Source organism: Streptomyces chengmaiensis (genome assembly GCF_029846775.1).
Taxonomy (GTDB): domain Bacteria; phylum Actinomycetota; class Actinomycetes; order Streptomycetales; family Streptomycetaceae; genus Streptomyces; species Streptomyces chengmaiensis.
This window is the reverse complement of the sequence record NZ_JARWBG010000017.1, coordinates 51,191-75,390: the sequence shown is the minus strand read 5'-3', so window position 1 is coordinate 75,390 and position 24,200 is coordinate 51,191. Positions and strand designations below refer to the sequence as shown.

The 24,200-nt window shown below is 72.3% G+C and carries 24 protein-coding genes and 1 pseudogene; 16 read left to right on the top strand and 9 right to left on the bottom strand.

Annotated features, from left to right (window positions below; all coding sequences use genetic code 11):
- Positions 1–17: 17 nt before the first annotated feature.
- The gene (locus QCN29_RS16505; protein WP_240135824.1) at positions 18–1,373 is read left to right on the top strand and encodes a cobyrinate a,c-diamide synthase; all 1,356 of its coding nucleotides are present in this window, start codon (positions 18–20) and stop codon (positions 1,371–1,373) included.
- 17 nt (positions 1,374–1,390) lie between these two features.
- Here the strand turns inward: QCN29_RS16505 and QCN29_RS16500 are convergent, their stop codons facing one another.
- The gene (locus tag QCN29_RS16500) at positions 1,391–2,104 is read right to left on the bottom strand and encodes a ZIP family metal transporter (RefSeq protein WP_279928858.1); all 714 of its coding nucleotides are present in this window, start codon (positions 2,102–2,104) and stop codon (positions 1,391–1,393) included.
- 195 nt (positions 2,105–2,299) lie between these two features.
- Between QCN29_RS16500 and cobC the strand changes: the two genes are divergently transcribed.
- On the top strand, positions 2,300–4,048 hold the full coding sequence (gene cobC, locus QCN29_RS16495; protein WP_279928856.1) for an Rv2231c family pyridoxal phosphate-dependent protein CobC: 1,749 nt from the start codon (positions 2,300–2,302) through the stop codon (positions 4,046–4,048).
- A gap of 224 nt (positions 4,049–4,272) precedes the next feature.
- Here cobC and QCN29_RS16490 read toward each other — a convergent pair whose 3' ends face one another.
- Both QCN29_RS16490 and QCN29_RS16485 read right to left on the bottom strand, forming a co-directional pair.
- Positions 4,273–6,666, bottom strand: a complete 2,394-nt coding sequence (locus QCN29_RS16490) for an excinuclease ABC subunit UvrA (RefSeq protein ID WP_279928854.1) — start codon at positions 6,664–6,666, stop codon at positions 4,273–4,275.
- 137 nt (positions 6,667–6,803) lie between these two features.
- Complete coding sequence (locus QCN29_RS16485; RefSeq protein WP_279928853.1) at positions 6,804–7,214, bottom strand: VOC family protein; 411 nt, start codon at positions 7,212–7,214, stop codon at positions 6,804–6,806.
- Between the two features lie 133 nt (positions 7,215–7,347).
- Between QCN29_RS16485 and QCN29_RS16480 the strand changes: the two genes are divergently transcribed.
- Together QCN29_RS16480 and QCN29_RS16475 are read left to right on the top strand one after the other, a co-directional pair.
- Complete coding sequence (locus QCN29_RS16480) at positions 7,348–7,791, top strand: helix-turn-helix transcriptional regulator (protein WP_279928851.1); 444 nt, start codon at positions 7,348–7,350, stop codon at positions 7,789–7,791.
- Between the two features lie 10 nt (positions 7,792–7,801).
- Positions 7,802–8,218: a VOC family protein gene (locus tag QCN29_RS16475; RefSeq protein ID WP_240135830.1), complete on the top strand. Its 417-nt coding sequence runs from the start codon at positions 7,802–7,804 to the stop codon at positions 8,216–8,218.
- Positions 8,219–8,418: 200 nt separating this feature from the next.
- Here QCN29_RS16475 and QCN29_RS16470 read toward each other — a convergent pair whose 3' ends face one another.
- Positions 8,419–9,525: an SCO1860 family LAETG-anchored protein gene (locus QCN29_RS16470; RefSeq protein ID WP_279928850.1), complete on the bottom strand. Its 1,107-nt coding sequence runs from the start codon at positions 9,523–9,525 to the stop codon at positions 8,419–8,421.
- 314 nt (positions 9,526–9,839) lie between these two features.
- The gene (locus QCN29_RS16465; RefSeq protein ID WP_279928849.1) at positions 9,840–10,928 is read right to left on the bottom strand and encodes an amidohydrolase family protein; all 1,089 of its coding nucleotides are present in this window, start codon (positions 10,926–10,928) and stop codon (positions 9,840–9,842) included.
- 400 nt (positions 10,929–11,328) lie between these two features.
- Here QCN29_RS16465 and ectA point away from each other — a divergent pair, with 400 nt between their 5' ends.
- The 4 genes from ectA (at position 11,329) to thpD (ending at position 14,703) form a co-directional block, all read left to right on the top strand.
- The gene (gene ectA / locus QCN29_RS16460) at positions 11,329–11,859 is read left to right on the top strand and encodes a diaminobutyrate acetyltransferase (RefSeq protein ID WP_279928847.1); all 531 of its coding nucleotides are present in this window, start codon (positions 11,329–11,331) and stop codon (positions 11,857–11,859) included.
- A 105-nt stretch (positions 11,860–11,964) separates the two neighbouring features.
- Positions 11,965–13,236: a diaminobutyrate--2-oxoglutarate transaminase gene (ectB, locus tag QCN29_RS16455; RefSeq protein ID WP_240135834.1), complete on the top strand. Its 1,272-nt coding sequence runs from the start codon at positions 11,965–11,967 to the stop codon at positions 13,234–13,236.
- A gap of 167 nt (positions 13,237–13,403) precedes the next feature.
- Complete coding sequence (locus QCN29_RS16450; protein WP_240135835.1) at positions 13,404–13,802, top strand: ectoine synthase; 399 nt, start codon at positions 13,404–13,406, stop codon at positions 13,800–13,802.
- 4 nt (positions 13,803–13,806) lie between these two features.
- On the top strand, positions 13,807–14,703 hold the full coding sequence (gene thpD / locus QCN29_RS16445) for an ectoine hydroxylase (protein ID WP_279928845.1): 897 nt from the start codon (positions 13,807–13,809) through the stop codon (positions 14,701–14,703).
- Between the two features lie 64 nt (positions 14,704–14,767).
- On the opposite strand, the gene QCN29_RS16440 is transcribed toward thpD, so the two are convergent.
- The gene (locus QCN29_RS16440; RefSeq protein WP_279928842.1) at positions 14,768–15,850 is read right to left on the bottom strand and encodes an alkene reductase; all 1,083 of its coding nucleotides are present in this window, start codon (positions 15,848–15,850) and stop codon (positions 14,768–14,770) included.
- Positions 15,851–15,995: 145 nt separating this feature from the next.
- On the opposite strand from QCN29_RS16440, the gene QCN29_RS16435 reads away from it, so the two are divergent.
- Complete coding sequence (locus QCN29_RS16435; RefSeq protein WP_240135838.1) at positions 15,996–16,514, top strand: MarR family winged helix-turn-helix transcriptional regulator; 519 nt, start codon at positions 15,996–15,998, stop codon at positions 16,512–16,514.
- A gap of 456 nt (positions 16,515–16,970) precedes the next feature.
- Here QCN29_RS16435 and QCN29_RS16430 read toward each other — a convergent pair whose 3' ends face one another.
- The gene (locus QCN29_RS16430; protein WP_279928840.1) at positions 16,971–18,029 is read right to left on the bottom strand and encodes an aminotransferase class V-fold PLP-dependent enzyme; all 1,059 of its coding nucleotides are present in this window, start codon (positions 18,027–18,029) and stop codon (positions 16,971–16,973) included.
- A gap of 65 nt (positions 18,030–18,094) precedes the next feature.
- On the bottom strand, positions 18,095–18,634 hold the full coding sequence (locus QCN29_RS16425) for a GNAT family N-acetyltransferase (RefSeq protein ID WP_279928838.1): 540 nt from the start codon (positions 18,632–18,634) through the stop codon (positions 18,095–18,097).
- A 135-nt stretch (positions 18,635–18,769) separates the two neighbouring features.
- Between QCN29_RS16425 and QCN29_RS16420 the strand changes: the two are divergent.
- The 6 genes and pseudogenes from QCN29_RS16420 to QCN29_RS16395 form a co-directional block, all read left to right on the top strand.
- A pseudogene (locus QCN29_RS16420) lies at positions 18,770–18,880 on the top strand (IclR family transcriptional regulator); the annotation flags it as partial.
- Positions 18,881–18,971: 91 nt separating this feature from the next.
- Positions 18,972–19,442, top strand: a complete 471-nt coding sequence (locus QCN29_RS16415; protein ID WP_279928836.1) for a GNAT family N-acetyltransferase — start codon at positions 18,972–18,974, stop codon at positions 19,440–19,442.
- Positions 19,443–19,542: 100 nt separating this feature from the next.
- Positions 19,543–20,538, top strand: coding sequence for a hypothetical protein (locus tag QCN29_RS16410; RefSeq protein ID WP_279928835.1), 996 nt, complete (start codon positions 19,543–19,545; stop codon positions 20,536–20,538).
- Entirely contained in the window at positions 20,496–21,881 is a 1,386-nt protein-coding gene (locus QCN29_RS16405; protein ID WP_279928833.1) for a sensor histidine kinase, read from the top strand. Before QCN29_RS16410 ends, QCN29_RS16405 begins: the two co-directional genes overlap by 43 nt.
- Complete coding sequence (locus tag QCN29_RS16400; protein ID WP_279928832.1) at positions 21,878–22,546, top strand: response regulator transcription factor; 669 nt, start codon at positions 21,878–21,880, stop codon at positions 22,544–22,546. The genes QCN29_RS16405 and QCN29_RS16400 overlap by 4 nt, the downstream gene beginning before the upstream one ends.
- The gene (locus QCN29_RS16395; RefSeq protein WP_279928830.1) at positions 22,530–22,742 is read left to right on the top strand and encodes a hypothetical protein; all 213 of its coding nucleotides are present in this window, start codon (positions 22,530–22,532) and stop codon (positions 22,740–22,742) included. The genes QCN29_RS16400 and QCN29_RS16395 overlap by 17 nt, the downstream gene beginning before the upstream one ends.
- Before the next feature lie 111 nt (positions 22,743–22,853).
- Here the strand turns inward: QCN29_RS16395 and QCN29_RS16390 are convergent, their stop codons facing one another.
- On the bottom strand, positions 22,854–23,816 hold the full coding sequence (locus tag QCN29_RS16390; RefSeq protein WP_279928828.1) for an AraC family transcriptional regulator: 963 nt from the start codon (positions 23,814–23,816) through the stop codon (positions 22,854–22,856).
- Between the two features lie 53 nt (positions 23,817–23,869).
- On the opposite strand from QCN29_RS16390, the gene QCN29_RS16385 reads away from it, so the two are divergent.
- Positions 23,870–24,109 carry a hypothetical protein gene (locus QCN29_RS16385; RefSeq protein ID WP_279928827.1) on the top strand — a complete coding sequence of 80 codons (240 nt, stop codon included), beginning with the start codon at positions 23,870–23,872 and terminating at the stop codon, positions 24,107–24,109.
- The last annotated feature ends 91 nt before the right edge of the window (positions 24,110–24,200 follow it).

The window sequence follows — 24,200 nt, the reverse complement described above, 5'->3', positions numbered from 1 at the left end:
GGAAGGGCAGCGGACCGGTGACCGCACGACTCGTCCTCGCCGCGCCGTCGTCCGGCAGCGGCAAGACCACCGTCGCGACGGGCCTGATGGCCGCGTTCGCCGCTTCGGGGCTCGCCGTCTCGGGCCACAAGGTGGGCCCCGACTACATCGACCCCGGCTACCACGCGCTCGCCACCGGCCGCCCGGGCCGCAATCTGGACGCGTATATGTGCGGTACGGAGCTGATCGCCCCGCTGTTCGCACACGGCGCGTCCGGCTGCGACCTGGCGCTGGTCGAGGGCGTGATGGGGCTGTACGACGGGGCCGCGGGCGCGGGCGAGCTGGCGTCGACCGCGCAGGTGGCGAAGGTGCTCGGCGCGCCCGTCGTACTGGTGGTGGACGCCTCCTCGCAGTCGCGGTCGGTGGCGGCGCTGGCGCACGGCTTCGCCTCCTGGGACCCCGAGGTCCGGATGGGCGGGGTGATCCTCAACAAGGTCGCCTCGGACCGGCACGAGACGCTGCTGCGGGAGGCACTGGACGAGGCGGGCACCCCGGTGCTCGGAGTGCTGCGCCGGGCGCCCCGGGTCGACACGCCCTCCCGCCATCTGGGGCTGGTGCCCGCGGCCGAGCGGCACTCGGAGGCGGTCGACGCGGTGCGGGCGATGGCCGAGCAGGTGCGGGCGGGCTGCGACCTTCCGGCGCTGCTTGCCCTGGCACGCAGCGCCCCCGCCTGGTCGGCGGCGGCCTGGGACCCGGAGGAGGCCGTCGCGCCGCCGGAGGGCGTACGGGCGGCGCGGCCGGTGGTCGCGGTGGCCGGAGGGGCCGCGTTCACGTTCTCGTACGCCGAGCACGCCGAACTGCTCGCCGCCGCGGGCGCGGACGTGGTCCCCTTTGACCCGCTGCGGGACGAGCGGCTTCCGGACGGAACGGCCGGACTCGTCATCGGCGGCGGGTTCCCCGAGATGTACGGACCCGAACTGTCCGCCAACGAGCCGCTGCGCAAGGCGGTCGCCGATCTGGCCGTCTCCGGTGCGCCGGTGGCCGCGGAGTGCGCCGGGCTGCTGTATCTGTCGCGGGAGCTGGACGGCAGGCCGATGTGCGGGGTCCTGGACGCCGAGGCGCGTATGTCCCCGCGGCTCACACTCGGCTACCGGGAGGCGGTCGCGGTGAGCGACAGCGTGCTGGCGGCGGCCGGGACGCGGCTGCGCGGACACGAGTTCCACCGCACGGTGCTCGAACCGGGTGCGGGGCCCGCGCCGGCGTGGGGGCTGCACCGGCCCGAGCGGCGTGTTGAGGGCTTCGTGCAGCAGGGTGTGCACGCGAGCTATGTGCATACGCACTGGGCGCAGGCGCCGGGGCTGGCGCGCAGGTTCGTCGAGCGGTGCGGACGATGATGCTCGGCTTGCTCGCATCACTCGGCGAGGCCCACCACCAGCCAGATGAAGCCCACGCCGACCGCCGTGCACATCAGTGTCGAGCGGCCGGGGTGGTCGTGGTGCGCCTCGGGGAGGATCTCGGCGGCGGCGAGATAGAGCAGGACGCCGCCGAAGAACCCGAGGTAGCTGCCGAGCAGCTCCTCGGGGATGGTGAACAGCAGGGTGGACGTCGCGCCCGCCACCGGGGCGAGCGCGGCGGCCACGAGCAGTGTGAGGGACTTCGCGCGGCTGTTCCCGTACAGGCTGGCCAGCGTGTAGGTGTTGAACCCGTCGGCGAAGTCGTGGGTGACGACGGCCAGGGCCACGGTCGCGCCCATGCCGCCGCTCACCTGGAACGCCGCGCCGATGGCGATGCCGTCCATCAGGCTGTGGCCGACCATCGCCGCCGCGGCGGTCAGGCCCACCTGGGGTACGCGCCCGTGGGCCGCCCGGCCGCGTACGGCGAGGAGCCGCTCCACGACGTGCGCGGCGAGGAAGCCGCCGACGAAGAGCAGCAGCCCCTGCGGGACTCCGAACACTCCGCCGCTCGCCGCCTGAAGCGCCTCCGGCAGCAGATCGAGGCCGGCCACGCCGAGCATCAGTCCGCCCGCGAGACCCAGCACCAGATGCCTGCGGTCGGTGACGCGCTGCGCCGTCCAGCCGCCGAACAGCGTCATTGCAAACGCGCCGAGCGCGACGAACACCGCCATGGGCCTTTGCTAGCCGATCGTCGGGCCTGTTGAGATCCTGCTGAGCGCGTCAAGGACGCCGGCGCCCGGGATTCACCCGATTGCCCCGCCGCCGGTACGAGCCGCCGGTACGAGCCGACAGCCCCCGACGTCAGTCCCCGCCGCCGACCCGCCCGCCGAATCCGCAGCCCCGTCCCGTACGAGAGGAGCCGACGCATGGTCCGCGCATCGCTGACGGTCGGCGTCGGCATGTCCAGGGGGGTTCCGGCCGAGGAGGTGTACGACGCGATCGCCGAGGCGCTGGCCTCCGCGGGGCTGTCGGCCGCGGACGTCGCGGCGCTCGCGACGATCGACGCAAAGGCGGAGGAGGACGGGGTCGTACGGGCCGCGCAGCGGCTCGGCGTGGCGCTGGTGACCTACCCGGCGGCGGTGCTGGCCCGCATCAGGGTGCCGAATCCGTCAGCCGTGGCACTCTCCTCCGTGGGCGCCGGGTCGGTCGCGGAGGCGGCGGCGCTCGCGGGCGGTGGAGAACTCGTCGTGCCCAAGCGCAGGTCACAGCCCCAGAACGGCGGACGGCCACGAGTGACGTGCGCCGTTGCGCGCCAGCGTCCGGACGGTGCGCGGGCGGCGGATTCCAGCCACCTGGCCGCCCGGCCCGGAGTGGACGGTGCGCGCGGGGAGAAGATGACGGACACGGCGGTCGACGCCACGGCGACGCGAGACCCCGAGCCGGCGCCGCCCCGGACCATTGCACCACTGTCTCAGGAGCCTCTTCAGTCAGGGCAGCAGGGCACACCCCCACCTGCTCCCTGCCCTCCACCCCCACCTCAAGGAGACGGCATGGCCTCCCCTCCCCCACAAGCACCACAGGTCAGATCGTCATACCGACCTGAGTCGCTTCAGCTGAGCGCTGACGCCGATGTCTGCGATCTGCGGCATCACGGCGACGCGGAGCTGCGGGACGACGGCGTCGGGCTGACGGACCTCGCGGTCAACGTGCGGTCCGGCACTCCCCCGCGGTGGCTGCGCGAGCGCGTCGCGGACTCGCTCGGTTCCCTCGCCGCCTATCCGGACGGGCGGCGGGCACGCGCCGCGATCGCGGCGCGGCACGGGGTTCCGGTGGAGCGGGTGCTGCTGACTGCGGGCGCCGCGGAGGCGTTCGTCCTGCTGGCCCGCGCGCTGACGGTGCGCCACCCGGTCATCGTGCACCCGCAGTTCACCGAGCCGGAGGCGGCTCTGAAGGACGCCGGGCACAAGGTGGAACGGGTGCTGCTGCGCGAGGAGGACGGGTTCCGGCTCGATCCGGCCGCGGTGCCCGACTCGGCGGACCTGGTCGTGATCGGCAACCCGACGAACCCGACGTCCGTGCTGCACCCCGCCGGGCATATCGCGCGGCTGGCCCGCCCGGGCAGGGTGCTGGTGGTGGACGAGGCGTTCATGGACGCCGTCCCGGGAGAGCGGGCGTCGCTCGCGGAACGCCTCGACGTACCCGGGCTCGTGGTGCTGCGCAGCCTCACCAAGACCTGGGGACTGGCAGGCCTGCGGATCGGCTATGTGCTGGCGGAGCCGGGCACGATCGCGGAGCTCGCGGCGGCCCAGCCGCTGTGGCCGGTCTCGACGCCCGCGCTGACGGCTGCGGAGGCGTGCATGGAGCAGTACGCCCTCGCGGAGGCCGCCCAGGCGGCCCATCGGATCGCGGCGGACCGCGCGCATCTGCTGGCGGGGCTCGCGGAGTTCGAGGAGGTGCGGGCGGTTCAGGCGGCTGAGGGGCCGTTCGTCCTCGTCCGAGTGCGGCACGGCGCCGAGGTCCGCGAGAAGCTTCGGTCCCTCGGCTTCGCGGCCCGCCGCGGCGACACGTTCCCGGGGCTCGGGCCCGACTGGATGCGGCTGGCGGTACGGGACCGGGCGACCACCAACCGCTTTCTGCAGGCGCTCGACCAGGCGCTGACGATGGCGGGCTGCTGACCGGCAGTTCGGCCTTCGGCAGCCGAGCGGCCCCTCCGTGCGCACCGGACAGGATCGCGCGGAGGGCCGCTCGGCATCCGAATCACGGGATCACGGGATGACAGCCACGTCAGCCGCCATCGGCCGCCGTCAGCCGCCATCGGCCGCCGTCGGCCGCCGTCGGCCGCCGTCGGCCGCCGTCGGTCCGGACGCCGCTCCGGCGCCCGGACCGCGAGGGCCTTCGGTCAGGCCCCGACGTAGTCCGCGAGGTGCTCGCCGGTGAGGGTCGAACGGGCGGCGACGAGGTCGGCGGGCGTGCCCTCGAAGACCACCCGGCCGCCGTCGTGTCCGGCGCCGGGGCCGAGGTCGATGATCCAGTCGGCATGCGCCATGACCGCCTGGTGGTGCTCGATGACGATGACCGACTTGCCGGAGTCGACGAGCCTGTCGAGCAGGCCGAGCAGCTGCTCCACATCGGCGAGGTGGAGTCCGGTGGTGGGTTCGTCGAGTACGAAGACGCCGCCCTTCTCCCCCATGTGCGTGGCCAGCTTGAGGCGCTGGCGCTCCCCGCCGGACAGGGTGGTGAGCGGCTGACCGAGGGTGAGGTAGCCGAGCCCGACGTCGGCGAGCCGGCCGAGGATCCTGTGAGCGGCCGGAGTGCGCGCCTCGCCGGCGCCGAAGAACACCTCTGCCTCGGTCACCGGCATCGCGAGCACCTCGCTGATGTCGCGCCCGCCGAGGTGGTACTCCAGCACCGATGCGTCGAACCGCTTCCCCTCGCACTCCTCACAGGTCGTGGCCACACCGGCCATCATCGCCAGATCGGTGTAGACCACCCCGGCGCCGTTGCAGTTGGGGCAGGCGCCTTCGGAGTTGGCGCTGAACAGCGCCGGCTTGACGCCGTTGGCCTTGGCGAACGCCTTGCGGATCGGGTCGAGCAGCCCGGTGTACGTCGCCGGGTTGCTGCGCCTGGAGCCGCGGATAGGGCTCTGGTCGACCGCCACCACGCCCTCGTCGGCCGGGACGGACCCGTGCACAAGCGAGCTCTTGCCGGAGCCTGCGACTCCGGTGACCACGGTGAGCACCCCCAGCGGGATGTCGACGTCGACGTTCCGCAGGTTGTTCGCCGTCGCGCCGCGGATCTTCAGCGCGCCTGAGGGCCGGCGCACCGTCTCCTTGACGGCGGCGCGGTCGTCGAGATGACGGCCGGTGACGGTGCCGCTGGCCCGCAGCCCCTCTACGGTGCCCTCGAAGCAGACGGCGCCGCCCGCCGTGCCGGCGCCGGGGCCGAGGTCGACCACATGGTCGGCGATGGCGATCGCCTCCGGCTTGTGCTCCACCACGAGCACGGTGTTGCCCTTGTCCCGCAGCCTCAGCAGCAGGTCGTTCATGCGCCGGATGTCGTGCGGGTGCAGGCCGATGGTGGGCTCGTCGAAGACATAGGTGACGTCGGTGAGCGAGGAGCCGAGATGGCGGATCATCTTGACGCGCTGCGCCTCGCCGCCCGACAGCGTGCCCGACGCGCGGTCGAGCGAGAGATAGCCGAGGCCGATCTCCTGGAACGAGTCGAGGGTGTGCTGCAGCTTGGCGAGCAGCGGCGTCACCGAGGGGTCGTCGAGGGCGCGTACCCATTCGGCCAGATCGCTGATCTGCATCGCGCAGGCGTCGGCGATGTTGACACCCTTGATCTTCGACGACCGGGCGGCCTCGCTGAGCCGGGTGCCGTCGCACTCAGGGCACTCGGCGAAGGCGACCGCCCGGTCCACGAACGCCCGGATGTGCGGCTGCATCGCCTCCCGGTCCTTGGAGAGCATGGACTTCTGGAGCTTGGGGATCAGACCCTCGTAGGTGAGATTGATGCCGTTGATCTTCACCTTGGTCGGCTCGCGGTAGAGGAAGTCGTGCCGCTCCTTCTTGGTGTAGTCGCGGATCGGCTTGTCCGGGTCGAAGAAGCCGGACTCGGTGATGACCCGCACGACCCAGCCGCCCCCGGTGTAGGTGGGGATGGTGAAGGGGTCCTCGGAGAGCGACTTGGAGTCGTCGTAGAGCTGGGTGAGGTCGATGTCGGAGACCGTGCCCCGGCCTTCGCAGTGCGTGCACATGCCGCCGGTGCGGCTGAAGGTCACCTTCTCGGTCTTGGTCTTGTCTGCGCCGCGGTCGACCGTGAACCCGCCGCTCGCCGAGACCGAGGCGACGTTGAAGGAGTACGCGCCGGGCGGGCCGATGTGCGGCTTGCCGAGCCGGCTGAAGAGGATGCGCAGCATCGCGTTGGCGTCGGTGGCGGTGCCGACGGTGGAGCGGGGGTCTGCCCCCATCCGCTGCTGGTCGACGGTGATCGCGGTGGTCAGCCCGTCGAGTACGTCGGCCTCGGGCCGGGCCGGCGTCGGCATGAAGCCCTGTACGAAGGCGCTGTAGGTCTCGTTGATCATCCGCTGCGACTCTGCGGCGATCGTGTCGAACACCAGCGAGCTCTTGCCCGAGCCGGAGACTCCGGTGAACACCGTCAGCCGGCGCTTCGGGAGTTCGACGCTGACGTCCTTGAGATTGTTCTCGCGTGCGCCGTGCACACGGATCAGATCGTGGCTGTCGGCAGCGTGCGGCTCAGGCGACTGCGCGTCCGTCCTCTTGGCCATGCTCATCCCGTCTCCATCTGTTGAGTCACGCGGACCGCCCCCGCGGTCCCGCGTCGGCGTCGGCGTCGCCGCCCGGCTCGATCCGACCGGGTTCGAGCGTACGTCCGACCGTCATCCATCTGCTCGCGATCCGGCATCTCGGCTCAGCGGAGCTCGTTGATGCGGATCAGGTTGCCGGCGGGATCGCGGAAGGCACAGTCGCGGATGCCGTACGGCTGCTCGGTCGGCTCCTGGACGACCTCGGCGCCGCCGGCCCGCAGCCGCGCGAAGACGCCGTCGAGGTCGGCGGCAGCCAGGGTGAGGCGGGCATAGGCGCCCTTGGCCATCATCTCGGCGATGGTGCGGCGTTCGTCGTCGGTGATGCCGGGCGCGGCGCCCGCCGGCTCCAGGACGACGGACGTGCCGGGCTGGCCGGCGGGGCCGACGGTGAGCCAGCGCATCCCGTCGTATCCGACGTCGTTGCGGACCTCGAAGCCCAGGGTGTCGCGGTAGAAGGCCAGGGAGGCGTCCGGGTCGTGATGCGGGAGGAAGGTCCAGTGAATGGTGACGTCCATGTCGGCCAGGCTAGGCACGGCCCGGCGACCGGCGCTTCTCCATTCCTGACCGGCCCGTCGGCGTTCCCTCGGCGCTCGCTTCGCCGACCTCGTTTCGCGTTCCTCGCCGCGGCCGCTGTGGGAAAATGATCGGGTGAGACGGCAGGATCTCGACGACCTCGTCCGGCTGCGGCGGGCCCGCGACCGGATGGACCGCGACTACGCCGAGCCTCTCGACGTCCCGGCGCTGGCCCGTGACGCCCTGATGTCTCCGGGCCATTTCTCGCGCAGCTTCCGCGTCGCGTTCGGCGAGACGCCGTACGGCTATCTGATGACCCGCCGCATCGAGCGGGCCAAGGCTCTGCTGCGGCGCGGCGACCTCACGGTGACCGAGGTCTGCTTTGCCGTCGGCTGTACGTCGCTGGGGTCGTTCAGCTCGCGTTTCAGCCAGTTGGTCGGTGAAAGCCCGAGTGCCTACCGGGCCCGGAGCCATGACGACGGCGCCGCCATCCCGGCATGCATGGCCAAGATCCATACGCGGCCGGTCAGAAGCGGACCGGTCAGGAACGGAGAAGCGCGCCCTGCCGCCCGGCCGTAGCCTGAGCAGCATGGACATCAGGCTTTCGCAGTGCTTCATCGCCGTCGACGACCACGACAAGGCGATCGCGTTCTACCGCGATGTGCTCGGTCTTGAGGTACGCAACGACGTCGGCTTCGAGGGGATGCGGTGGGTGACCGTCGGGGCGCCCTCGCAGCCGGACGTGAACATCGTCCTGGAGCCGCCCGTCGCCGACCCGAACGCCTCACCGGATGACAGGCAGGCCATGGCGGAGCTGATGGCCAAGGGCCTGCTGCGCGGTGTCATCTTCACGACGGACGACTGCGACGCCACCTTCGAGCGCGTCAGGGCGGCGGGCGGCGAGGTGCTGCAGGAGCCGATGGACCAGCCCTACGGCGTACGCGACTGCGGGTTCCGGGACCCCGCGGGCAATCTGCTGCGCTTCACGCAGCCTCTCGGGAAGTGAGCCTCGATCGGCCGTACGGCCTTCGGCCGTGTCCTCAATCTCCCCAATCCCCCCCGGACTTCGTCCGGGAGGCGGCTGAGGGAGATTGAGGAGCGGGGTCCGGGGCGGAGCCTCGGATACGGGAAGGGGTGGGGAGGGGGAAGACCCGCGGACGCGGCCGGGCGCGGCTCAGTTCTGCACGCGGCCCGGGCTGGCGCGGCTCAGTTCTGCACGCGGCTCCGGCGGGCGCGGCTCAAGGCGAGTACGCTGCCGCCCGCGGCCAGCAGCAGGGCCGCGCCGCCCGCGAGGTAGGGCGTCGCCGAGCTGCTGCCGGTGGCGGCCAGGTTCTCCTTGGCCGGCTGGGCAGCGTCGGACTGCACGGAGAGCGTGCTGCCGGTCCCGGCCGATGCGCCCTGCCCCCCGGTTTCCCCGCCCGGCTCCGCGGCCTTGGCGTCGTCCTGCGGCTGCTCCGGCTGTCCTTCCCGGCCGGGCTGCTGCGGCTTCCCTGCCTGCTCTGCCTGCTCTGCCTGCTCTGCCTCCGCTGCCTCTGCTGCTTCCGAGCCGTCGCCGGGCCCGCCGCCCTGCCCGGGTGACTCGCAGGTCGCCTTGGCCAGGGTGACCGTCCCCTGGACGTCGGCGACATTGAGCCGCACGGGATTCACGGTGACTTTGAGTTCCAGGGCCGTGGCGGCCGCCGTGCGGGAGGTGGTCTGGGTCTTCGACAGATGCAGGGTCACCCTGCCGACGCCGGGGACGTCGACGTCCGCCGTGCCGCCGGCGGTCAGATTGACCTCCTTGCCGAGGACCTTCACATCCCCGAGCACGTTCGATTTGACGACGGGGTGTTCGCCGACCTCGCACACGGCCTTGGAGGTGACCTTCCGGACCTCGATCAGGGACAGCAGCGGCAGCCCCGGCACATGGACCCGGGCGCGGGCGAGATGGACGTAGCCCTCGGCCCGGCGTCGGTCCGCGGTGGCCTTGGCGGTGGCGACGTCCGCCCGCAGCACCTGAAAGGGCCTGCCCCGGTCGACCCCGTCGAGTTTCGCGGTCAGAGCCGTCTTCTCGGCGCTTGCGGGGGCCTTCACCTCGTTGAGGGTGGCCGTGAGCGGGACCACTGCCTTGTCGAGCAGAGACACGTCGAGGTCGGTGCGGAGCACGGCCGCCGCTGCCCGCCCCTTGCCGCCCTCGCCCCCGGAGGCATGCGCCGGACCGGCGAGGACGACGGAGCCCGACGCGAGGGCGACGGCGGCCGCCGTGACGGCGGCGGCACGGCGGCGGGACGCGCCGCGGCGGCGTGCGGGCATGCGGAAGGTGTTGCTGTTCAAGACGGTGGAACCCCCACAAGAGACACGGTGTCGCTGCCGCCCCTGGGGACACAGGGACGGCAGCGACGTCAGACACCGGCATCTTTACGCACTGAGAGTGAACCGACAGACACCTGACGTGAGTTCACCCCAAAGTGGGGTTTCCGCGCTCGCATTCGATTCATTCGGTACGACTGTTCCCCTGGGTCGCTCCTGTGGCGGCGGAGGGGGAGTACGCCGGTTGACTCACAGGCGCGTCCGCAGAGCGGAGAAGCGAACGCCGTGCGCCGGGGGTCACGGCCCGTCAACGGCAGCGGACGCAGGGCGCCGACCGGTCAGCCGATCACCCGGCCGTTGAGGATCACCCGCCGCGGCCCGGCCAGCACTCTGACGTCCGCGCGCGGGTCGCTGTCGTACACCACCAGATCCGCCGGTGCGCCTTCCTGCAGCGCGGGGCGGCCCAGCCAGGCGCGCGCGCCCCAGGTCGTCGCCGAGAGCGCCTCCACGGGCGGGATGCCCGCCTTCACCAGCTCCTCGACCTCCGCCGCCACCAGGCCGTGCGCCAGGGAGCCGCCCGCATCGGTGCCGACGAAGACCGGGATGCCCGCGTCGTAGGCGGAGCGCACGGTGTCGTACCGGCGGGCGTGCAGCGCGCGCATATGGGCCGACCAGCGCGGGAACTTGGCTTCGCCACCCGCCGCGAGCCGCGGGAACGTCGCGATGTTCACCAGCGTCGGCACGATGGCGACGCCCCGCTCCGCGAAGAGCGGGATGGTGTCCTCGGTGAGGCCGGTCGCGTGCTCGATGCAGTCGATGCCCGCCTCGACGAGATCGCGCAGCGAGTCCTCGGCGAAGCAGTGGGCGGTGACGCGCGCGCCCAGCCGGTGGGCCTCGGCGATGGCCGCCTCGACCTCGCCGCGCGGCCAGCAGGCGGTCAGGTCCCCCGCCTCCCGGTCGATCCAGTCGCCGACGAGCTTGACCCAGCCGTCGCCGCGCCGCGCCTCCCGGGCGACATAGGCGACCAGATCGCCCGGCTCGATCTCATGCGCGTAGTTGCGGATGTAGCGGCGGGTGCGGGCGATATGACGGCCCGCCCTGATGATCTTCGGCAGGTCGTCGCGGTCGTCGATCCAGCGGGTGTCCGCGGCGGAGCCCGCGTCGCGGATCAGCAGGGTGCCCGCGTCCCGGTCGGTGACGGCCTGCTTCTCGCTGGTCGCGGCGTCGACCGCGCCGTGCCGGTCGAGGCCGACGTGGCAGTGCGCGTCGACGAGCCCCGGCAGCGCCCAGCCCTCGACGGTGAGGGCCTCGAGGTCGCGCGGCCGCTGGTAGGTGATGCGGCCGTCGACCGCCCACAGCTCGTCGCGCACCTCCTCGGGCCCGACGAGCACCCTCCCCTTCACATGCAGCACCACGTGATCGCTCATGCCTGCACTGTACGAGGACCGCGCGAGGGCCCGGATGCGCCCGGCAGCGACCCGGCCGCCCTCCCGATTTCCCGCAGAAGAAATTCCTGACGAATTCCCGAATACTCGAAAGCGGTTTATTGAGGGCAGCTTCCCATATTCTTCTGCCCCGGTTCTCCGATCCTAAACGCCAAGGTTTCGACAGGATCGGCAACCGTAATTCGGACAGGTCTCGCGACAGTTACTAACGTGTGACCTACTCGACAGGCCGCCCGATTCACCCCTTATATACAGCGCAAACACGGACATACTCACGGCGCGATCGTATCCGGGTCGCGCCCGCGCGATAACACATCATCGCGCCCTGCCCAACCCCTTCCCCCGATGCAATTTCAAAATTAGCTCGGTAAATTTGCTGGACATGACCGCCGCACAAGAAGACCTTGTACGAGGCCCGAGCGAATTCATGGAGATCGACACCCCGCGAGTGGAGGACGGAGCCGCGATCTGGCGCATCGCCCGCGACTCCGAGGTCCTGGACCTCAACTCCTCGTACAGCTACCTGCTGTGGTGTCGCGACTTCGCGGCGACCTCCGTCGTGGCGCGCGGCGCCGACGGCGAGCCCGTCGCCTTCGTCACGGGCTATGTACGCCCCGACCGCCCCGAGGCGCTGGTCGTCTGGCAGGTCGCCGTCGACCGGGCGCACCAGGGGAAGGGGCTGGCCGGCAGGCTGCTGGACGCGCTGACCGCCAAGGTCGTCGAGACGCGCGGAATCCGGGAGATCGAGACGACCATCACTCCGGACAACACCGCCTCCGACCGGCTGTTCACCGCGTATGCCAAGCGTCACGGAGCGTCCCTGGAGCGTGAGGTCCTCTTCGACGGAGGGCTGTTCCCCGAGGGAACCCACCAGCCCGAAGTGCTCTACCGCATCGGCCCCGTCGCCATCTGACCGCCGCACCCGGGTGACCGGCCGTCCTCCCCTGGATCCGGCCGCGTCCCGCAAGACCGGCTGTCACCGACCAGACCACCACCCCCATCTCCCTGGAGAAACGCTGTGACCATCACCCCGCCCGCCCTGAGCGTCTTCGAGACCCTCGAGTCGGAGGTGCGCAGCTACTGCCGCGGCTGGCCCGCCGTGTTCGACCGTGCGCAGGGCAGCTACCTCCACGACGAGGACGGCCATACGTACCTCGACTTCTTCGCCGGCGCCGGATCACTCAACTACGGGCACAACAACCCGGTGCTGAAACGCGCGCTGATCGACTACATCGAGCGCGACGGCATCACCCACGGCCTGGACATGGCCACCACGGCCAAGCGGGCGTTCCTGGAGTCCTTCCAGAATGTGATCCTGCGGCCGCGCGACCTGCCGTACAAGGTCATGTTCCCCGGCCCGACGGGCACCAACGCCGTGGAGTCAGCTCTGAAGCTGGCCCGCAAGGTGAAGGGCCGCGAGGCGATCGTGTCGTTCACCAACGCCTTCCACGGCATGTCGCTCGGCTCGCTCGCCGTCACCGGCAACGCGTTCAAGCGCGCCGGGGCCGGCATCCCGCTGGTGCACGGCACGCCGATGCCGTTCGACAACTACTTCGACGGCCAGGTGCCGGACTTCCTGTGGTTCGAGCGGCTGCTGGAGGACCAGGGCTCCGGGCTGAACAAGCCCGCCGCCGTGATCGTGGAGACCGTGCAGGGCGAGGGCGGCATCAACGTCGCCCGCGTCGAGTGGCTGCGCGCCCTGCAGGAGCTGTGCCACCGCCAGGACATGCTGCTGATCGTCGACGACATCCAGATGGGCTGCGGCCGCACCGGCGGCTTCTTCTCCTTCGAGGAGGCCGGCATCAGCCCGGACATCGTCACCCTCTCCAAGTCCATCAGCGGCTACGGCCTGCCGATGGCGCTGACGCTGTTCAAGCCGGAGCTGGACATCTGGGAGCCGGGCGAGCACAACGGCACCTTCCGCGGCAACAACCCGGCCTTCGTCACGGCCGCGGCCGCGCTCGACGCCTACTGGGCCGACGGCCAGATGGAGAAGCAGACCATGGCGCGCGGCGAGCAGGTCGAGCGTGCGCTGCTGTCGGTCGTCGAGGAGAGCGGCTCCGAGGCCGGCGCCTCCTTCCGCGGCCGCGGCCTGGTCTGGGGCCTGGAGTTCGAGGACAAGGCGCGCGCCACGGCGGTCTGCGCCCGCGCCTTCGAGCTGGGGCTGCTGCTGGAGACCTCGGGCCCGGAGAGCGAGGTGGTCAAACTGCTGCCGCCGCTGACCGTCAGCCCGGAGGAACTGGACGAGGGCCTGCGCATCCTGGCGCGCGCCGTCCGCGAGACGGCCTGACCGTTTTCCCGCCCCCGGCGCCGCGGCGGGGAAACCTGCCGGGAGGGCGTCGGCGATGTCGTCGACCGGGGTGGACGCCCGTGTGCGTCCGCCCCGGTCAGCCGAGCGGGCCGCCCGTCCGCGACCGCCTGCTGCACCCGTACGCAAGAGAAAGGCAACATCACACCGTGATCGTCCGATCGTTGAAGGACATCGAGAACACCGAGCGCCATGTGAAATCGGCGTCCGGCACCTGGGAGAGCAAGCGCATCGTGCTCGCAAAGGAGAAGGTCGGCTTCTCCCTGCACGAGACCGTGCTGTACGCGGGCACGGAGACGTCGATGTGGTACGCGAACCACGTCGAGGCCGTGCTGTGCGTGGAGGGCGAGGCGGAGCTCACCGACGACGAGACGGGCGAGAAGCACTGGATAGCGCCCGGCACGATGTATCTGCTGGACGGGCACGAGAAGCACACTCTGCGCCCCAAGACCGACTTCCGTTGCGTCTGCGTCTTCAACCCGCCCGTGACCGGACGGGAGGACCACGACGAGAACGGCGTCTACCCGCTGCTGACCGAGGAGGGCTGAACCCATGGCGACCGCCGCCGCACTGACCGACCTGTACCCGACCCGTGGCACGAGCGAGGTGACCGTCCCCCGCCAGGACCCGGTCGTCTACTCCGCGCCGGGCGCGCCCGGCCCGATCACCCCGGCCGATCTCAGCGGCTACGAGCGGGACGGGTTTCTCGCGATCGACCAGCTGATCACCGAGGACGAGGTCGCGGTCTACCGCGCCGAACTGGAGCGGCTGGTCGCCGACCCGGCGGTGCGGGCCGATGAGCGCGCCATCGTCGAGCCGAAGTCCCGGGACGTGCGCTCGGTCTTCGAGGTGCACAAGCTCAGCGAGGTGTTCGCCGGCCTGGTGCGCGATGAGCGCGTGGTGGGCCGGGCCCGGCAGATCCTCGGCTCGGACGTCTACGTCCACCAGTCCCGCATCAATGTGAAGCCGGGCTTCGGCGCGTCCGGGTTCTACTGGCACTCGGACTTCGAGACCTGGCACGCGGAGGACGGTCTGCCGAACATGCGGACCGTCTCGGTGTCCATCGCGCTGACCGAGAACTACGACACCAACGGCGGCCTGATGATCATGCCCGGGTCGCACCGGACGTTCCTGGGCTGTGCGGGCGCGACGCCGAAGGACAACTACAAGCAGTCCCTTCAGATGCAGGACGCGGGCACCCCGTCCAACGAGGCGCTGACGAAGTTCGCGGACGCGCACGGCATCCGGCTGTTCACCGGCAAGGCCGGCTCGGCGACCTGGTTCGACTGCAACTGCATGCACGGTTCGGGGGACAACATCAGCCCGTACCCGCGCAGCAATGTCTTCATCGTCTTCAACAGCGTGGAGAACGCGGCCGTGGAGCCGTTCGCGGCGCCGGTGCGGCGTCCGGAGTTCATCGGGGCGCGGGACTTCACTCCGGTGCGGTGACGCAGCGTCAGCAGCAGACGCCCTGAGGGGGCCGGTCCGGTGCGGACCGGCCCCCTTGTCGCGCTCAGGCGGCGGTCAGCGCCGGGTAGTCCGTGAAGCCGCTGTCCCCGCCCCCGAAGAAGGTGGCCGGGTCAGGGGTGTTGTACGGGCCGCCGGCCCGCAGCCGCGCCGGGAGGTCCGGGTTGGCGAGGAACAGCGCTCCGAAGGCCAGGACGTCGGCGACGCCGTCCTCGACCAGCGTGAGCGCCTCGGGCCCGGTGAACCCCTCGGTCGCCGGGTTGAGGACGAAGGTCCCGGAGAACTGCTTGCGCAGGGCGAGGGTCGTCTCCCGCAGTTCGGGCAGGGCCTCCATGAGGTGGAGGTAGCCGAGCCCCAGCGGTTCGAGTGCGGCGACGAGCCTGGTGTACGTCTCCTCGGCGTCGGGCTCGGACCCCGCCATGTCGTTGTACGGGTTGGCCGGGGAGATCCGCAGCCCCGTGCGGTGCGCGCCGATCTCGGCCGCGACGGCCTTGACGACCTCGACGGCGAAGCGGATGCGGTTCTCGGCCGAGCCGCCCCACTCGTCGGTGCGCTGGTTGACGCCGGACGCCAGGAACTGGTGGACCAGGTAGCCGTTCGCGCCGTGGATCTCCACGCCGTCGAAGCCGGCGTCAACGGCGTTGCGGGCGGCCGTGGCGAAGTCGCCTATGGTGGCGCGCACCTCGTCGGAGGTCAGCGCCTTGGGCGTGGGGAAGTCCTTGGGACCGTCGTGGGTGTAGACCTGGCCCCGGGCGGCGACGGCGGAGGGGCCGACGGGGTGCAGGCCCTCCGGGAGCAGGACGGGGTGGCCGATGCGGCCGGAGTGCATGATCTGGGCGAAGATCACGCCGCCCTTCTCGTGGACGGCGTCGGTGACCTTGCGCCAGGCTGCGACCTGCTCGGCGCTGTGCAGGCCGGGGGTGTCGGGGTAGCCCTGGCCGACGGCGGAGGGCTGGATGCCCTCGGAGACGATGAGGCCGGCCGAGGCGCGCTGGGCGTAGTAGGTGGCGACGGATTCCGTGGGGGTCAGTCCCGGGCCGAAGGCCCGGCTGCGGGTCATGGGAGCCATGGCGATGCGGTTGGCGAGCTGCGCGCCGGAGAGGTCGATCGGGTCGAATGCGGTGGTCATGCGAACTCCCGTGAAGACATATCATTGGTCGGCCAAGTAAGGCGTGCGGGACACTGTAGCAGAAACTATTGGTCGGCCAAGTTATTCTTTCTGGGAGACTGGCGAAGCAGCGTCACAGGAGGTCGAAAGGCCAGGGAGGCCCGCGATGAGGTCCGCGACACCACAGAGTCGGCAGGGGGAGCAGGGACCTGCCTGCGCGAAGCTGCCGCAGGTCGCGGCCAGCGGACCGGTGAGCCACGCCATCGGCCGGGTCGCCCGTCTCCACCGCATCGCCGCGGGCAGGCTGCTCAAGGGGCTGGGGCTGTATCCGGGCCAGGAGTTCGTGATGATGCACCTGTGGGAGGCCGGGCCGGTCCGTCAGTCCGAGCTGATCAAGGCCGTCGAACTCGACCCGTCCACGGTGACCAAGATGCTGCAGCGGCTGGAGCAGAGCGGGCATGTGCGGCGGCGCCCGGACCCGGCGGACCGGCGAGCGGTGCTCGTCGAGGCCACGGAGAGCAGCTGTGCGCTGCTGTGCGACGTCACCGCGGCCTGGGGCGAACTGGAGGAGTACACGCTCTCGGGCCTCGACCCCGAGGAGCGGGCGGAACTGGCCAGGCTGCTGTCCAAGGTCGAGGCCGGTCTGTGCCCCGAGGCGGCGGGCTGCCCGGAGCGCCGCGGCTGAGCCGGCGCCGCACCAGGGGCGATGCCCGCTGCACGGCACGCCATGCACACAGGCCTTCCCCAGCACCGGCCTCCCCAGCACTGGCCTCCTCCGGCGTCGGCCTTCCCTGCAGGACCCCCTCCGGCGGCGCGCCCGTCGGCCAGGCCGCCCCGACGGACGTCGCCGTCAGCTGTCGCTCGCCGTACGGAGCTTGCGCATCGGGCCGAATCGACGCCGGTGGCGGCGGGGCGTCGCGCGGGGAGGCAGACGTCCACAGGGCATCCGCGCGCAGCGCGGGCGGCCGGGCTCGGACGCACCGCGTCCGTCGCCGGGCACGGGTCCCGAGCGGGGCAGGACCTCCGGAGTACGCCGCACACCGAGCTGCGACCGCGGCGCGCCGGTCAGCCGGACAGCGGACTGCAACCGGGGGGCGCGCCGGTCAGCCGGACAGCGGACTGCAACCGGGGGGCGCGCCGGTCAGCCGGACAGCGCGTCCAGCAGCCGGTCGACGTCGGCGGCCGTGTTGTGGAGGTGGAAGGACACCCGCAGGCTGCCCGAGCGGTCCGCCGCGATGACGCCCGCCCGTGCCAGCTCCGCCGCCCGTCGCCCGAGCCCCGGCACGGCGACGATCGCGGACGCTCCGCTCCCGCTGTCCAGGGGCTCGTGCCCCAGCCGCCGCAGACCCGCCCGGAGCTGCTCGGCGAGCGCGGTGTCATGGGCGTACACCGCATCGACCCCGACCTCCTCCAGCAGCGCCAGTGACTGCTGCGCACCGTGGTACGCGAGGAACGTCGGGGGCTCGTCGAAGCGGCGCGCGGAGCGGGCGAGCCGCTCCACCGGCCCGTACAGGCTGCCCGACTCGTCCTCCGCCGCATAGGTTCCGGCGTGAAAAGGCGTCAGCCCCCGCTGGGCGTCCTCGGTGAGGGTGAGGAAGGACGCGCCGCGCGGGCAGAGCAGGTACTTGAAGCCGCCGGTGACGGTGTAGTCCCAGGCCCCGGCGTCCAGCGGCAGCCAGCCGGCCGCCTGGCTGGCGTCGACGAGCGTACGGGCCCCGCAGGCGGCGGCCGCGTCCCGCAGCGCGGGCAGGTCGGCGAGCCGGCCGTCGGCGGACTGCACGGCCGAGAAGGCCACCAGACGGGTGCCGGGCCGTACGGCGTCGGCGAGCGAGTCCAGCGGCGCGTAGCGGAGCTCGAGGTCGCCGCGCACCGTGAAGGGCGTGATCACAGAGGCGTACTCCCCTTCGGGGAGGAGGACTTCCGCGCCTGGCGGCAGCGCTGCGGAGATCAGCCCGACGTGGACCGAGACCGAGCCGCCGACGGCGACCCGGTCCTCGGGCACCCCCACAAGCCGCGCGAAGGAGCCGCGGGCCGCGTCGACGGCCGCCATGTCCCCGGCCCCGGCCTCGCGTCCGGCGGCCACCTCCTCCGCCAGCGTGGTGATGGCGCGCACGGCGCGGCGCGGCAGCAGCCCGCAGGTGGAGCTGTTCAGATAAACCGACTCGGGCGTGAACTCGGCCTGGGCGTCCTTGATCTCCATGCCGCCACTCTTGGCCGCTGTGCGCCGGCGGTCAACCCGTTACTCTCGGTCCTCCTCCGTGGTGCTCAGCCGCTGCCGTCGCCGCCCGCCGCGCACACGCCGTCGGCGTCACGGGTGCCGGCGTCCGCCGCGGCCACGGCCAGGACCAGGACCAGCACCAAATGATTTCCCTGTCTCGGCGTCAGCGGGTGCGGCAGCCAGCCGTGAGCGGCGTAGAAGGCCTGGGCCCGCAGGTTGCGCTCGAACACCTCGAGCCGCGCCCGGCTCACTCCGGCGGTCTGCCAGCGGCGCACACACGCGTCGTGCAGCGCCGTCCCGATGCCGCGCCGCCAGTGCGCGGGGGCCACGTGCAGCTGTGTCAACGTCATCCCCTCGCCCTCCTCCCCCTCCCGGAACGCGGCGACCCCGGCCAGGGTGCCACCGTGCTCGGCGCACAGCACGGCGCCGCGTCCGATGGCCGCCTCCCAGGCCGCCCTGCTGCGGGCGTGCACCTCGGGGCTGTCGAACAACTCGTCGGGGATGTGTCCGCGGTAGTACGCGGCCCGGGCCTCGGCATGCGTCCGGACGACGGCGTCGAGGTCGGCGTGGATCGCGTTTCGGATCATGGTGCGAGGGACGCCGGAGGGCACGGCTGCGGTTGCGGCGTTCGGTCGTCGCCGAGCCGTCCCCCCGATAGGCTCAACGGCGTTCCTGGTGGTGAACACGGAAGGGGGCGAGGGGGTATGGCCGCAGCCGACTCCGGCGGGGCCCAGGTCAAGTCCGCGGTGCGGACCGTGGAGTTGCTGGAGTTCTTCGCGGGGCGTCCCGGCATGCATTCGCTCGCCGCGGTCCAGAAGGCCGTCGGCTGTCCCACGCGGCTCACGCCCGCGCACAAGCAGACGGTCAAGGACGCGCTCCTCGACACGCGGGACCGGCTGACACTCGCCACCAGGAGGCTTTGACATGGAGATATCGCTGCGTGAGGTGCGCGCGGAGGACCTGGATCTGTTCTTCGAGCAGATGCAGGACCCCGAGGCCGCCCGGATGGCCGCCTTCATGCCGGAAGACCCGGCCGACCGCGCCCGTTTCGACGCGCACTGGGCGCGCGTGCTCGCCTCCGGGGACGTCAACCGCACGGTGCTGGCCGACGGCGCGCCCGTGGGCCACGCCGCGGTGTACGGGCCCGAGGAAGAGCGTGAGGTGACGTACTGGATCGGCCGCGACCACTGGGGCCGCGGTGTGGCCACCGCCGCGCTGCGGGCACTGCTGGAGCTGGTGCCGGAGCGGCCGCTCCACGCGCGTGCGGCGGCCGACAACACGGGCTCCCTGCGGGTCCTCGAGAAGTGCGGCTTCCGCGTCACCGGGAAGGACCGGGGCTTCGCCCACGCCCGCGGCAAGGAGATCGACGAGTATGTGCTGACGCTCGGCGGCTGAGCGCCGGCGGCCCGGTCGGATGCCCTCCTCCCCCGTGAGGGGGAGGGAGATCGTCGCGGCGCACGAGGTGCGCCGGGGTCGGGCCGGGGAGCGTGGAGGCATGACACCGACCACGTTCGCCACCGCGCCGGAGGCCCCCGGCGCGGCGTGCCGGCTGCCCGCCGCGCTGCGGGCCGTCGCGATCGCCGCCTGCGTCCCGTACATCACGCTCAAGGCCGCATGGATCGCCGGGAGCCGGATCGGCATCCCCGAAGGCAGCGTCCTGCTGGAGCACCGGGGCACGATGATCGTCGCCAATGGCGTCACGCTCCTGATGGACGCCTGTGTCGTGCTTCTGGCGCTGCTGCTCACCCGGCCGTGGGGGCTGCGCGTCCGGGCCTGGCTGCTCGCGGCGCCCATCTGGGTCGCCACGGGGCTGCTGGCCCCGATCATGGTGGGTTTTCCGCTCCAGCTCGCCGTCGCCGCTCTCGGCGGGTCGACGAGCGTGGAGGAGGCGTCCGAGGCGGCCTTCCTCGATTCCTGGGTGTTCGCAGTCGTCTACGGGGGCTTCATCGCCCAGGGCCTCGCCCTCGGGGGGCTCTTCGTGCTGTACGCGCGGGCACGCTGGAGCCGGGTGTGGCGCGGCCGGATATGGGACCTGCCGTCCGCGGCGACCGGGCCGTTCATGCGTGCGGCCGTCGCGGCCGGGGCCCTGGCCGCGCTCGGCCCCGCGGTCCTTCATGTGATGTGGGCGCTGGGGGCCGACGTGGGGCTGCCCGCGGAGACGGCCTCGTCCGGGACCGGGACCGCGGGCTTCCGGGTGCTGGAAGCCGTCCGCGTGCTGTTCGCGGCCCTCGCCCTCGGCGGGGCGGTGTCGCTGGCGTTCCGCCGCTTCCCGGGCACGCGGGTGCGCACGGCCCTGGCCGCGGCCTGGACGGGGTCGGCGGCGCTCGGCGCCTGGGGCGGCTGCCTCACGCTCGTGGCGCTGCTGCCCGTGTCGGACGGGACCGGTGGCGTGTCGGCGCTGCCGTCCCTCGCCTACGCTGTGGAGATGGTCTCCGGCGCCCTGTTCGCATGCGGCATCGCCACGCTGCTGCGGCGGCGCGGCACGGCGTGAGCGCCCTGTGCGGAGCGCTGGCCGCGCTGCTCGGAAGGCGGGCCAGGCTGCGGTGGGTCCATCTGGTCCTCGGCGGCGCGCTGTTGATGCCGTACTGGCTGCTCGCGGCCGTGTTCGTCGGCCCGCTCAGCGGCGCGGAAGGCTTCCTCGACAACTCTGTCGCCCTGCAGTTCGGCGCGTATGCCGCGGCCCTGCCGCTCGTCGCGGTCACCGCCCTCGCCCCGGTCGCCCGACCGCTGTCCGTGGCCCTCGCCCGGCCCCTGTGCGGGGTGCCTCCGGAGCGGTTCGTGGACGGCGCGGCGGGGCTCGCGCGCACACGGGCCGCGCGGCTGCGCACTTCGGCCTGGTGCACGCTGCACTTCGGGGTCGGCGCGCTGATCAGCGGGGCGTCGCTCGCGCTTCCTCCGTTCGCCGTCTCGGTGATGATCGTGCCGTTCTCGGGGTCGGTGCGGGACTGGCTCGGGGCCCCCGGGTTCCTGGCGCAGCCGGCCGCCCGGGTTCTCGCCCCGCTCGCGGGGGTCGCCATGCTGCTGGCGCTCGCGGCGTGGTCGGCTGCCGCCGGGGCGCTGCTGGCCCGTGTGGCGCCGCTGCTGCTCGGCCCCACCCCGGAGGACCGGCTGGCCTCCGCCGAGCGGCGCGCGGCCGAACTGGCCGAACGCAACCGGCTGGCCAGGGAGCTGCATGACTCGGTGGGCCATGCGCTGAGCGCGGTCACCCTCCAGGCGGGTGCGGCGCGCCGGGTGCTGGGCAGCGACGCGCCCGGCGATGTGGAGTTCGTACGGGAGGCGCTGGCGGCGATCGAGGACACCGCGCGGCGTACCGTGGGCGAACTGGACTGTGTGCTGGGCCTGTTGCGGCACGGCGAGGACGGCGGCGCCGACCCGGCCGGCGATCTGACCGGGCCGGGGCTCGACGCCCTCGACGGGCTGCTCGCCCGCAGCGGGGTACGCGTGTCCCTGACGTCCGGGGGCGATCCGGCCGCCGTCCCGCCGGCCGTCTCCCGCGAGGCGTACCGCATCGTCCAGGAGGGCCTGAGCAATGTCCTGCGCCACGCGGGCGGACCCGCGGAGGCCGCTCCGGCGGCCCTTTCGGTCCTGGTGGGCGACGAGAAACTGGTGATCACGATGGAGAATCCGCTGCCGGGGCGGCCCGGCCCGGTGCGCCCGGGAGGCGGCCGCGGGCTGCGCGGCGTCGCCGAGCGTGCCTCGCTGCTCGGCGGTCACGCCGAGGCCGGCCCGCGGCAGGGCGTCTGGCGGCTGTCGGCCGTGCTGCCCCTGCGAAGACCGCTGAGGAGTCCACTGAGGAGTCCCCTCAGGAGTCCGCTGGAAGGACACCAACGATGAGCGAGCAGCCGCAGGTCAGGATCGTCCTCGCCGACGACGAACGCATGGTCCGCACCGCGCTGCGCGTCATCCTCGACGCCGAGGACGACCTCCGGGTCGTCGGGGAGGCGGCGACGGGTGCCGAAGCCGTCTCCGTGGTGCGCGAACTGCGGCCCGACGTGGTGCTGATGGATGTGCGGATGCCCGAGATCGACGGCATCCGGGCCACGGAGCAGATCCTGGCCGGGCTCACGGACGGACCGCCGCGGATCGTGGTGGTGACCACGTTCGAGAACGACTCCTATGTGTACGACGCGCTGCGCGCGGGTGCGGCGGGCTTTCTGCTCAAACGGGCCGCGGCCGAGGAGTTGGTCCAGACCGTGCGGCTGGTGTCCCGCAGCGACTCTCTGCTCTTTCCGTCGGCGCTGCGGTCGCTGGCCGCGGAGCACACACGCGGCCCCGCGCCGTCCCCGCCTGCGTGGGCGGCACGGCTGACAGAGCGGGAGGCCCAGGTGCTGCGGCTGATGGCGACGGGCCTGACGAACGCGGAGATCGCCGGGCGGATGGGGGTGGGTCCGGCGACGACGAAGACGCATGTGGCGGCGGTCCTGGCGAAGACCGGCGCGCGGGACCGCACCCAGGCGGTGATCGCCGCTTATGAGTCGGGCTATGTCTCGCCCCGCTGACGAGACGCAGACGGGCATCGGGCAGTTCGACGTCCCCGCCGCTCCGCTGCAGATCGCGGTGGTGTCCGCTGTCCTCGCCGGCGACGGGTCGCCGCCAACGCTGCCCGAGGGCGCCCCGGGCCCGCCGGGTGCGGATCCGCGCGCCGAACCGCCCACTCGCACGGGCGAGTGGGCGGTGAGGGGCGAGGGTGAGTAGCGCCGACGCCACTCACCCGTGGTCAGGACCCTAGAAGCGTTTGCTCCCGATGCCGGTCCGTTCCGCGCACGGTCAGTCCGGAAAACGCACCCGACCGTACGCGGGCCCCGGTCAGCGTTCCCGGAGCGTCTGGGAGGGCGCCTCGCCGAACCTCGCCCGGTACTGGGCGGCGAACCGCCCCGTGTGTCCGAAGCCCCAGCGCCAGGCGGCATCGCTCACGCTCAGTTCGGCGGGATCGCCCCGCCGCAGTTCCTCCCGCACCCGCGTCAGGCGCACGTCCCGCAGATAGGCCATCGGCGACATCCCGACGTATCTGCGGAAGGCCTCCTGCAGCCAGCGGGCGCTGACCTGGGCGATCTGGGCGAGTTCCGCGGTGCTGAAGGGATGTTCGGGGCGTTCCTGGATGGCGTCCACGGCCCGCTTGACCGGTGCGGGCCGCAAGGCGGGCGGCGGACGCTCCAGCTCGTCCCGGTAGGGATGGTCGGCGGCCAGCAGCAGGCCGTTGAGCAGCGCTTCCTGCAGGGGGGCGGCCACGAGTTGCCGCCGCAGCAGCGAGTCGTCCCGGGCTGCTTCCTCGACCGTCCTCTGCACCAGCCGCACCCAGCCGCGCCCGGCGGCGGTGGAGAGGTCGATCCGCGGAGCGAACTGCGGCGGGGCGGGCAGGGTGCGGCCGAGCAGCCGCTCCATATGGCCGCGCAGCTCATGGGGGTCGATCTTGACTGCGAGCAGCCGGCAGTCGCGTCTCCAGCGGTCCAGCAGCACCTTGCCCGCCGGGTCGAAGAACACGCCCTCGTCGGCGGTCGCGGTGGCCGCTCTCCGCTCGCCCTGCCGCCAGTCCAGGCAGCCGGAGAGCGGCGCGTCGACGTGGTAGTGGCCCAGGTCTCCGAAGCGCAGCCGCACATCGGCCTCGAAGGAGAAGTCGCCCATCGTCAGCGCCCCGAGGCGCACGGTGTCGAACCGGGCCGCGAAGGCCCGTTCCCGTCCGAGCACGTCGATGGAGGTCGCGTAGAACTTGTCGCCGATCTCCGCCCGCGCCTCGTCCACATCTTCCGTACGGAAGGAGCTTCCACCCACACGGTGAAGGATATTCATGTGCCACGCCGCCGCGCACACATCAGGATGGGCGGATGAGCAGACCATCCGGATTCACCTTCACCCGGCGCGGCGACGGCAGCGTGCTGATCGAGCACCGCGGGCGCTCCGCCGCCGTGCTGCGCGGAGCGCGGGCGGAGAAGTTCCTGGCGCAGGCGGAGTCGGGCGACGCCCAGTTGACGATGGCGCGCTGGACCGGCGCGTACCGGTTCGGCAACGAGCGCACGGCCCGCGATCACCCGCGCAACCAGGGGCGCGGTCGGCGGCGCGCATAGCCGGCGGTCGGCGGCGACGGCGACGGCGACGGCGACGGGGGGACACGTCAGGGCGAAGGCAATGGAACGGTAAAGCCACCTCGGTCGTTAC